Source organism: Variovorax sp. YR750, from assembly GCF_900109805.1.
Classification (GTDB): Bacteria; Pseudomonadota; Gammaproteobacteria; order Burkholderiales; family Burkholderiaceae_C; genus Variovorax; species Variovorax gossypii.
The window spans coordinates 354,824-364,612 of sequence record NZ_FOBJ01000007.1 but is presented as its reverse complement, the minus strand read 5'-3'; the positions used below and the strand labels follow the sequence as shown (position 1 = coordinate 364,612).

Below are 9,789 nucleotides of genomic sequence, written 5' to 3'. Positions count from 1 at the left end.
TACGGCGACCATGGCGGCGCCATCGGCTATCTCGTGGGCCAGGAGAACCGCGGCCTCGAGTACATGTTCATCATGATGAACTCGGCCCGCTACGCCGTGGGCATGCAGGGCATCGCGATCGCCGAGCGTGCCTACCAGCACGCTGTGGCCTACGCCAAGGAGCGTGTGCAGAGCCGCCCGGTGGACGGCTCCATCAACACCAGCGCGCCGATCGTTCATCACCCCGACGTCAAGCGCATGCTGATGACGATGCGCGCCTACACCGAAGGCTGCCGCGCGATGTCCAGCGTGGCCGCGGCCGCCTACGACGCCGCGCACCATCATCCCGATGCGGACGCGCGCAAGCAGAACCAGGCCTTCTACGAGTTCATGGTGCCGCTGGTGAAGGGCTACAGCACCGAGATGAGCCTGGAAGTGGCTTCGCTCGGCGTGCAGGTGCACGGCGGCATGGGCTTCATCGAGGAGACCGGCGCGGCGCAGTACTACCGCGATGCCAAGATCCTGACGATCTACGAAGGCACCACCGCCATCCAGGCCAACGACCTCGTGGGCCGCAAGACAGCGCGCGACGGTGGACAGACCGCGAAGGCGATCGCCGCGCAGATCGAGAAGACCGAGGCCGAGCTGGGCAAGAGCGACAACCCCGCCGCAGCCGCTGTGCTCAAGCGCTTGAAGGCCGCACGCGTCGCCTTCGTCGAAGTGGTTGATTTCGTGGCTGGCCAGACCAAGGCCTCCCCCAACGCCGTGTTCGCGGGCAGCGTGCCCTACCTGATGCTCGCGGGCAATCTCGTGGCCGGCTGGCAGCTGGCGCGCTCGCTGATCATTGCGCAGGACCTCGCCTCGCGCAGCTTCGACACCGACTTCATGCTGGCCAAGATCGCCACCGCGCGCTTCTATGCCGAGCACATCCTCAACAAGGTGCCGGGCATCCGCGACAGCATCGTCGACGGCGCGGAGAGCGTGACCGCGCTGGCGCTCGACGCGTTCTGATCGGCTGCTGAAGCACCGCCGCTGTCGCCCATCTGACGGGCGATGGCGGCCTCTCTCTCTTACTCTTACAAGACCGAATTCATTCCCGGAGACGACATGTCCAAGCTGCCCCCCGTCCTCGCGAACCTGCCGCTGCCGATCATCGGCTCGCCGCTGTTCATCATCAGCAACCCCAAGCTCGTGATTGCGCAATGCAAGGCGGGCGTGGTCGGCTCGATGCCGGCGCTCAACGCGCGCCCCGCCGCGCAGCTCGAGGACTGGCTCGCCGAGATCACCGAGGAACTCGCGGCCTACAACAAGGCCAACCCCGACAAGCCCGCGGCACCGTTTGCCATCAACCAGATCGTGCACAAGAGCAATGACCGGCTCGAGCACGACATGGAGATGGTCGTGAAGTACAAGGTGCCGATCGTCATAACCTCGCTGGGCGCGCGCACCGACGTGAACGACGCCGTGCACAGCTACGGCGGCGTGACGCTGCACGACATCATCAACAACAAGTTCGCGCAGAAGGCGATCGAGAAGGGCGCCGACGGCATCATCGCCGTGGCGGCCGGTGCTGGCGGCCATGCGGGCACGAAGAGCCCGTTCGCGCTGGTGCAGGAAATCCGCCAGTGGTTCGACGGCCCGATCGCGCTGTCGGGTTCCATCGCCACCGGCGGCGCGGTGCTGGCTGCGCAGGCCATGGGCGCCGACTTCGCCTACATCGGCACCGCCTTCATCGCGACCGAGGAAGCGCGCGCGAGCGACGACTACAAGCAGGCCATCGTCGACGGCACCTCCGACGACATCGTCTATTCGAGCCTCTTCACCGGCGTGCACGGCAACTACCTGGCACCCAGCATCGTCAAGGCCGGCATGGACCCGAACAACCTGCCCGAAGGCGACGTGAAGACCATGAACTTCGGCGGCGGCGAAGGCAGCAAGGCCAAGGCCTGGAAAGACATCTGGGGCTCGGGCCAGGGCATCGGCGCCGTGACCGAAGTGGCCACCGCCGGCGCCTTCATCGAGAAGCTCAAGCGCGAATACCAGGAGGCTAGGCAGCGGCTCGCGCTTTGACTGCCTTGACCAACGGCGCCGCGCCCGCTGCAGGCGTGCCGCCGTCATCTTCTGTGGGGCGCATGCCGCTGCTCGATGCGGCGAAGGGCATCGCCTGCGCGGTGATCGTCGGACACCATCTCTCGCGCTACGGCCCGATGCCGGCCGGCGCGTATGCGCTCGCGCCCGATCTCTTCGCCTGGTTGGCCGATGAGGGCCGGCTGGCGGTGCAGGTGTTCCTGGTGATCGCCGGTTTCCTGGCGGCCGCCAGCCTTGCGCCCGACGGCACGCTGCGTGTGGAGCGACCGGTGGCGCGCATCCTGCAGCGCTATGGGCGGCTGATCATGCCGTACCTCGCCGCGCTCACGGTGTGCGTGCTGGTCGCGGCGGTGGTGCGGCCGTGGCTCGACGAAGAGGTGGTGCCGGCGTCGCCGACCTTCGGTCAACTGGTTGCCCACGGCTTGCTGCTGCAGGACCTGTTGGGCTACGAGTCGCTTTCCACGGGCGTCTGGTATGTGGCCATCGACTTCCAGCTGTTCGCACTGGCGTTGCTGCTGGTGGGGCTGCCTTCGATGCTGCAGCGTGCCGGCGGTTCGGCGCCTCAGGGAGCCGGGGCGCGCTGGCTGCCGGTGGCGCTGGTGTCGGGGCTGGCGGTGACTTCGCTCGCGCTCTTCAATCGCAATGCCGGGCTGGACGACACCGCCTTCTACTTCTTCGGCACTTACGGCCTGGGCATGCTGGTGTTCTGGATCGGGCGCGCGACCCGGCCCAGCACGTGGCAGAGCGCGATCGCGCTGGTGGCGCTGGTGGGGGCGGGCGTGCTGGCCATCGACTGGCGCAGCCGCATCGCCACGGCGCTGGTCACGGCGCTGCTGATCGCCGTCGCCCAACGGCGGAACTGGCTTTCGCCGAAGCATTGGCCCGCGGTGGCGATGCCGCTTGTTCGGCTGGGGCGCATGTCGTACTCGCTGTTCCTGATCCACTTCCCAGTGCTGCTGGCCATGAATGCGGCGGTCGCGAATGCAGGGCCGCACGGGTCGTGGTTCGATGCATGCGGCCTGATCGCGACCTTCGGCCTTTCGGTGGTCGCGGCGGCGCTGCTCTATCGCTGGGTGGAAGCGCGCCCGGCCTCCTGGCGCGCGGTGTTCACGCTGTTCGCCGCGCTGCTGGTCAGCGGAATAGTCGTTTCTCATTAAGGGACGGGCGCGCCGGCGCAGGCGCACCGCCCAAATCTTCCTGAATCGGTTGCGTTCGAGCGCCGCAGCGTGCAGTCTGCTGGCTCGTCAGTTGCTCCCATCTCCGGTATGATTGTGGAAATTTCAGTAAATACTGAAAATTCACGAAACTAAGGAATGACCAAGCACTCGCCATCCCGATCGCCGCTGCGGGCTTTCGCGTCGCCTGACGTCGGCGGGGTGGTGCAGGGCGCCGCCGCGCTGGTCTGGCTGCCGCAGGCGGCGTTGCTGGCGATGGCGGTGCAGGGCCTGGCCTCGGGCCGCGGCTTCGAGGCCGTGATCTGGCCTGCCGGCGCGATCCTGTTGCTCGGGCTGCTTCGGGCGGGTTGCGAGGCCTGGGGAGCTCGGCGTACCTTCGCTCGCGCCCGGGCGCAGCTCACCGCGTTGCGTGCGCAAACGGCAGCGGCGCTGGCCGGCGGCTCTCCGCTCGACCGCGGCCGCGCGCCCTCCGGGCTTGCTGCCAGCGTGCTCGCCGAACAGGCCGAGGCGCTGGTCCCGTACCTCGTGCGCTATCAGCCGGCGCGCTGGCGTGCGACGGTGGTGCCCATCTTCATTCTCTGCGCAGTGGCAGCCTTCTCGTGGGTGGCTGCGCTGGTGCTGCTGGTGGCCGCTCCGCTCATTCCGCTCTTCATGGCCATCGTCGGCTGGCGCGCCAGGGCTGCGAGCGAGGCGCAGATGGTGGAGCTCGGCGGCATGAACGCCTTCCTGCTCGACCGGCTTCGCGGACTGGCGACGCTGCGCGCGCTCGGCGCGGTGGAGATCACCGCGCGCCGCCTGGGCGATGCGGCCCAGTCCCTGCGCCGCAGGACGATGGCCGTGCTGCGCATCGCCTTTCTCTCTTCTGCCGTGCTGGAGCTCTTCTCGGCACTCGGCGTGGCGCTTGTCGCCGTCTACGTCGGCTTCCACCTGCTGGGCTCGATCGGCTTCGGTGCCTGGGGGCGCACGCTGAGCCTGGGCGAGGGCCTGTTCGTGCTGCTGCTGGCACCGGCTTTCTTCGAGCCGCTGCGCGAGCTGTCCGCGGTCTGGCACGACCGGGCCGCTGGCGAAGCCGCACTGGAAGCACTCGACCGCCTGCAGTGCAACGAATTGCCCCTGCCCGGCGCAGGCGCCTCGCTGACGCGCGCCGCGACGGGCGTCCACGGCGGCCCGCCGGCAGTCGCCATTTACAACCTTCATTTCTCCTGGCCCGGCGAGCAGCATGAAGTGTTCGACGGCGGAGAGCTTCGCATCGCCCCCGGTGAGCACATCGCGCTGATGGGCCCGAGCGGCAGCGGCAAGACCGCCTTGCTGTCCCTGCTCGCGGGCCTGGTGCCCGCGACGCGCGGCGAGATCTCCATCGGCGGCGTGGCGCTCACCGAACATACGGTGGCGGCACTGCGCCAGCGCATGGGATGGATGGGGCAGGCTCCGCATGTCTTCGCGGGTTCGGTCGAATCCAACGTGGCGCTGGGACGCGCGGGCGTGAACACCCCGCAGGTCAACGAGGCAGTGCACTTCGCATCGCTCGAGGCCGTGGCCCAGGCACATCCTTCCACGTCGCTAGGCGAAGGGGGAGGCGGGCTGTCCGGCGGAGAAGCCGTGCGCCTCGCGCTTGCACGCATCGCGGTGCATCCGCAAGCCGACCTGCTGCTGGTGGACGAACCCACAGCTCACCTCGACACCGAAACCGCCGAGCGGGTCGCAGACGCGCTCGTGAAGCTCGCACATGGCAAGACCCTCATCGTCGCGACGCATGACCCCGTCCTTGCCTCGCGCATGGACCGCACCGTGAGCCTCGGCCGCACCGACGCGATGGAGAAGGCCGCATGAGCAGGACACGAGCCCCACGCGCCGCCACGAACTGGCGCGACCTGCGCCTCGTCCTGCGCCCATTCCTCGCCGAGCAACCGCGCCCGCTGCTGCTTGGCGGCCTGCTCGCCGCCATCACGGTGCTGGCGGGAATGGCGCTGCTGGGCCTCTCCGGCTGGTTCATCACGGCGACCGCGCTGGCCGGCCTGCATGCCGCAACCGCCTTCACTTTCGACGTGTTCATGCCGTCCGCCGGCATCCGCCTGCTCGCGCTCGGCCGCACGGCTTCGCGCTACGGCGAGCGGCTGGTGACTCACGACGCGACCTTCTCCGTGCTCGCCGCGCTGCGCGTGCGCCTGTTCCGGGGCTGGGCGAGGGCCGAGGCCGCGCGTGCGCTGCTGAAGCGCCCGGCACGCCTGCTGTTCCGCCTGACTTCCGACATCGACGCGCTGGAGTCGCTCTACCTCCGCCTGCTCGTGCCGGCCGCCGCTGCACTGGGCGCGGCGTTGCTTGCCGGCACGGTGCTCGGCTTCATGCACGTTGGCATGGGCCTCGTGCTGATGCTCTGGCTCGTGATCGCCGGCTGGGGTATCGCATTCGTCGTCGCGCGGCGCGCACGCCGGCCCGCGGTACGGCGCGCGCATGCCGTCGAAGCGCTGCGGGCACGCGCGGTCGATCTGGTCGCGGGCCAGACCGACCTGGTGATGGCCGGCCGAATCGACGCACAGCGCGAGGCGCTGATGACCGCCGACATGCATCTCGCCAAGGCCGATCTCGCGCTGAACAAGCTCGAAGCCGCTGCCGGCTTCACCTACGGCAGCGCGGGCACCCTGACCCTCGTCGGCGTGCTGCTGGCCGTCGGCTGGCTGGCGGGCGAGGGCGTCATCGGTGCTCCGGCGGCAGCGCTGGCGCTGCTGGTGGCGCTCACGGCGACGGAGCCCTTCGCTGCCCTGCGCCGCGGTGCGCTCGACGCGGGCCGCTCATGGCTGGCGGTACGGCGCCTCGCTCCACGGATGGCGCCGACCGCCGACGAGCACGTCGCGACGACGGATGCATCCGATGCGGCAACCGCGCTGCAACTCGACGGCATCACCGTGATCCACGACGGCAGCCGCACGCCAGTCCTGCGCGATCTGTCGCTGACCCTGAACGAAGGCGAGCGCGTTGCGCTGATCGGCGCGAGCGGCGCGGGCAAGTCGACGCTGCTTGCCGCCATTGCCGGCGAGATCACGCCGCGCTCCGGCAGGGTGCGCTCGCAGCCCGCCTGCCTGCTCACCCAGCGCACCGAACTCTTCCAGGACAGCCTGCGCGACAACCTTCGCCTTGCTGCCCCCGGCGCGACCGACGAGCAACTGCGCGCCGCGCTGCACGCCGCGGGGCTCGACGGCGACGTGAAAGCACTCGCCTCAGGCCTCGACACCCGGCTAGGCGAAGGAGGCCTCGGCCTCTCGGGCGGCCAGTCGCGCCGCCTCGCGCTGGCCCGCCTGCTGCTGCGCCCCGTGCCGCTCTGGCTGCTGGACGAACCCACCGAGGCCCTCGACGCCGCCGTCGCGCACGACGTGCTGCATCGCCTCGCCCGACACGCCGGATCGCGCACGCTGCTGATCGCCACCCATCTGCGCCGCGAAGCCGCGCTCGCCGACCGCCTCGTGTGCATGCGCGAAGGCCGCATCGTCGCCGACCTGCGGCGCGGCAGCGATGCCTTCGACGCCGCGCTGCGCGGCCTGCGACCCGACTGAACCAGGAAAGCCAGCAGCCAGCAAACAGGGAACACAAGGAAAAGGAAGAACCCATCATGGACTTAGACATCGTCGCGTTATCGCGCCTGCAGTTCGCCGTCACGGCGCTGTATCACTTCCTGTTCGTGCCGTTGACGCTCGGACTCTCGATCATCATCGCCATCATGGAGACGGTCTACGTCATGACCGGCCGCGTGATCTGGCGCGACATGACGAAATTCTGGGGCGTGCTCTTCGGCATCAACTTCGCGATGGGCGTCGCCACCGGCATCGTGATGGAGTTCCAGTTCGGCATGAACTGGAGCTACTACAGCCATTACGTCGGCGACATCTTCGGCGCACCGCTGGCCATCGAGGGGCTCATGGCCTTCTTCATGGAAGCCACCTTCGTCGGGCTGTTCTTCTTCGGCTGGGACAAGCTCTCCAAGGTGGGCCACCTGATCTCCACCTGGGCGGTGGCCATCGGCTCCAACTTCTCGGCGCTGTGGATCCTCATCGCCAACGGCTGGATGCAGAACCCCGTGGGCGCGGCCTTCAATCCGCAGACCATGCGCATGGAAGTGACCGACTTCGCCGCGGTGCTGACCAACCCCGTGGCGCAAGCCAAGTTCGTCCACACCGTGTCGGCGGGCTATGTGTGCGCTGCGGTGTTCGTGCTCGGCGTGTCTGCGTGGTACGTGCTCAAGGGCCGTCACCTCGAGCTCGCCAAGCGCTCGATGACGGTCGCGGCTTCGTTCGGCCTGGCCGCCGCGCTCTCGGTGGCAGTGCTCGGCGACGAGAGCGGCTATCTCTCAGGCGAACACCAGAAGATGAAGCTCGCCGCCATCGAAGCCATGTGGGAGACGCAGCCCGCGCCCGCCGCCTTCACCGTCGTCGGCTTCCCCGACCAGGAGGCGCGCGAGACGCACTACGCCATCCACATCCCGGCAGTGATGGGCCTGATCGGCACGCGTTCGCTCAACACCGTGATGCCGGGCATCGACGAACTCGTGAAGCGCGCCGAGGCCCGCATCCGCGAAGGCCTGAAGGCCTACGACGCGCTGCAGAAGATCCGCGAGGCCGGCGGCCCCGACAAGGTGACGCAGGGCGTGCGCGGCGACTTCGAGGACAACGGCATCAACATGGGCTACGCGCTGCTGCTCAAGCGCTACGTCGACGATCCGCGCAAGGCCACCGACGAGCAGATCGCCAAGGCCGCGTGGGACACCGTGCCGCAGGTGGCACCGCTCTTCTGGCTGTTCCGCGTGATGGTGGGCATCGGCGTGCTGCTGATCCTCCTGACCGGCACCTTCTTCGTGCTCTCCGCGCGCCGCAAGCTCGACAGCCACCGCTGGCTGCTGAAGCTCGCCGTGTTCGCGATCCCGCTGCCGTGGATCGCCATCGAATCGGGGTGGCTGGTGGCGGAGTTCGGCCGCCAGCCGTGGGTGATCGAAGGCGTGCTGCCGACCGCGGTGGCCGTGTCCAACCTCGGCGTGAAGACGCTGCTGCTCACGCTCGCGGGCTTCATCGCGATCTACACCGTGCTGCTGGTCATCGAGATGAAGCTGATGCTCAAGGCCATCCGCAAGGGGCCCCAGGCCGAGCACGCGCCCGACGAGGGCGACACGCTCTCGCACGTTCCGCCGGCCCACGCGGGCGCGGCCATTCCTTCGCCTTCCACCGGGAGCGCAGCATGATTCTCCACACACTTCTCGACTACGACACCCTGCGCTTCATCTGGTGGCTGCTGATCGGCGTGCTGCTGGTGGGCTTCGCCGTGACCGACGGCTTCGACCTGGGCAGCGGCATGCTGCTGCCGTTCGCCGCGCGCAACGACGTGGAGCGCCGCGTCGTCATCAACAGCGTCGGCCCGGTGTGGGAGGGCAACCAGGTCTGGCTGATCCTGGGCGGCGGCGCGATCTTCGCGGCCTGGCCGCAGCTTTACGCCGTGTCGTTCTCGGGCTTCTACCTGGCGATGTTCGTGATTCTCACGGCGCTGATCCTGCGGCCCGTGGCCTTCAAGTTCCGCAGCAAGCGCGAGTCGCCGAAGTGGCGTGCGCGCTGGGACTGGGTGCTGTTCTTCAGCGGCTTCGTGCCCGCGCTGATCTGCGGTGTGGCCGTGGGCAACGTGCTGCAGGGCGTGCCGTTCCGCTTCAACGCCGACATGCACATCTTCTACGACGGCAGCTTCTTCGGCCTGCTGAATCCGTTCGCCATCCTCTGCGGACTGGTGTCGGTGGCGATGCTGGTGATGCACGGCGCCGCGTGGCTGCTGCTGAAGACCGCCGGGCCGGTGGCCGAGCGTGCGCGCACCTACGGCATGGTCGCCGCCGTGCTCACCGTGGCGCTCTATGCGCTGGCAGGCGTGCTGCTTGCAACGAGCATCGGCGGGTTCCGCATCAGCAGCGTGATCGATGCGACGGGGCCGTCGAACCCGATGCTGAAGACGGTGGAGTTGCACGCCGGCGCGTGGACCGCCAACTACGCGACGCACCCATGGACGCTGGCGGCTCCGGCGGCCGGCTTCGTCGGTGCGCTCAGTGCGCTGCTCGGGCTAGCGCTGCGCCGCCCGGTGTTCGCGCTGCTGACGGCTGCGCTCGGCATCGCCGGAATCATCCTCAGCGTGGGCGCCTCGATGTTCCCGTTCATCCTGCCGTCGTCCATCGATCCGCGCGCCAGCCTCACGGTGTGGGACTCGTCCTCGAGCCACCTCACGCTGTTCATCATGCTGGTCGTCACGGCCGTCTTCATCCCGCTGATCGTGGCCTACACGAGCTGGGTCTACAAGGTGCTGTGGGGCAAGGTCGACGAACAGGCCATCCGCGACGAGAGCGGCCACGCCTACTGACAAACCAAAGGAGGAATCGAAGATGTGGTATTTCGCCTGGATCCTCGGCCTGCCGCTGGCGGCCGCATTCGCAGTGCTCAACGCCATGTGGTACGAGCTCATGGACGACGAGGCCGTTCGCAAGGCCAAGCTCGGGACGCCCGAGCCGTCATCGGGGCAGGAGCGGCTGTAG

At 68.6% G+C, this 9,789-nt stretch carries 8 protein-coding genes; all 8 read left to right on the top strand.

Annotated features, from left to right (window positions below):
* On the top strand, positions 1-990 hold a 990-nt coding region (locus BMY35_RS17150; RefSeq protein ID WP_143080698.1), incomplete at its 5' end, for an acyl-CoA dehydrogenase family protein.
* 96 nt (positions 991-1,086) lie between these two features.
* A complete protein-coding gene (locus BMY35_RS17145) occupies positions 1,087-2,049 on the top strand; it encodes an NAD(P)H-dependent flavin oxidoreductase (RefSeq protein ID WP_093201327.1) in 963 nt (320 codons plus the stop codon).
* 62 nt (positions 2,050-2,111) lie between these two features.
* Complete coding sequence (locus BMY35_RS17140; RefSeq protein ID WP_093201324.1) at positions 2,112-3,224, top strand: acyltransferase family protein; 1,113 nt, start codon at positions 2,112-2,114, stop codon at positions 3,222-3,224.
* Between the two features lie 156 nt (positions 3,225-3,380).
* A complete protein-coding gene (gene cydD, locus BMY35_RS17135) occupies positions 3,381-5,072 on the top strand; it encodes a thiol reductant ABC exporter subunit CydD (RefSeq protein WP_093201322.1) in 1,692 nt (563 codons plus the stop codon).
* Positions 5,069-6,790 (top strand): thiol reductant ABC exporter subunit CydC, encoded by a 1,722-nt coding sequence (gene cydC / locus BMY35_RS17130; RefSeq protein WP_093201319.1) that lies wholly within the window; start codon positions 5,069-5,071, stop codon positions 6,788-6,790. Before cydD ends, cydC begins: the two co-directional genes overlap by 4 nt.
* A 56-nt stretch (positions 6,791-6,846) precedes the next feature.
* A complete protein-coding gene (locus BMY35_RS17125) occupies positions 6,847-8,466 on the top strand; it encodes a cytochrome ubiquinol oxidase subunit I (RefSeq protein WP_093201317.1) in 1,620 nt (539 codons plus the stop codon).
* Positions 8,463-9,617, top strand: coding sequence for a cytochrome d ubiquinol oxidase subunit II (gene cydB, locus BMY35_RS17120; protein WP_093201314.1), 1,155 nt, complete (start codon positions 8,463-8,465; stop codon positions 9,615-9,617). The genes BMY35_RS17125 and cydB overlap by 4 nt, the downstream gene beginning before the upstream one ends.
* A gap of 22 nt (positions 9,618-9,639) precedes the next feature.
* On the top strand, positions 9,640-9,789 hold the full coding sequence (cydX, locus tag BMY35_RS17115) for a cytochrome bd-I oxidase subunit CydX (RefSeq protein ID WP_093201312.1): 150 nt from the start codon (positions 9,640-9,642) through the stop codon (positions 9,787-9,789).